This window comes from Mesorhizobium sp. M7A.F.Ca.ET.027.03.2.1, assembly GCF_003999175.1.
GTDB lineage: Bacteria > Pseudomonadota > Alphaproteobacteria > Rhizobiales > Rhizobiaceae > Mesorhizobium.
The window spans coordinates 1-690 of the sequence record NZ_RZOM01001711.1; the positions used below are offsets into that span (position 1 = coordinate 1).

The 690-nt window shown below is 65.5% G+C and carries 2 protein-coding genes; both read left to right on the plus strand.

The window, feature by feature from the left end; translation table 11 throughout:
• Positions 1–178 (plus strand): RuBisCO large subunit C-terminal-like domain-containing protein (locus EN750_RS37550; protein ID WP_245482942.1); only part of this gene is annotated, 178 nt, incomplete at its 5' end.
• A gap of 4 nt (positions 179–182) precedes the next feature.
• Positions 183–690, plus strand: a 508-nt coding sequence (locus EN750_RS37555; protein WP_145968346.1) for a four-carbon acid sugar kinase family protein, incomplete at its 3' end; no start/stop codon positions are given.

Here is a 690-nt window from a genome sequence, read left to right on the forward strand (position 1 = left end):
TCTCTATCTCTGCGGCGGCGGCATCGTCAGCCATCCGGACGGGCCGGGCGCCGGCGTGCGTGCCGTGCAGCAAGCCTGGCAAGCGGCGGTCGACGGCATTCCGCTGGCGGACTTTGCCCTGAACCATCCCGAACTGGCGCGGTCGATCGAAAAATTCGGCGACGACAAGGCAGGCTGAAGCCATGCAGGACCTGCTTCTCAGCTATTATGGCGACGACCTGACCGGCTCGACCGATGTCATGGAGGCGCTCGAACTCGGCGGCGTGCCGACAGTGCTGTTCATGCGCCAGCCGGACGCGGCCCTGCTGTCCCGGTTTGGCCATTGCCGGGCGATCGGACTGGCCGGCACCAGCCGCAGCGAGACGCCGCAATGGATGGACACGCATTTGCGCGATGCCTTTGCCTGGCTGAAGACGCTGAACGCCGAGATTTGCCACTACAAGGTCTGCTCGACCTTCGATTCCAGCCCGACGATCGGCAGCATCGGCCGGGCCATCGAGATCGGCCGCTCGGTGTTCGCGCAAGCCAGCGTGCCGCTGCTGGTCGGCGCGCCGCAGCTCAAGCGCTACACCACCTTCGGGCACCTGTTCGCCGCCTATCGCGACCAATATTTCCGCATCGACCGCCACCCGGTGATGAGCCGCCACCCGACGACGCCGATGGATGAGTCGGATTTGCTGATCCATCTGT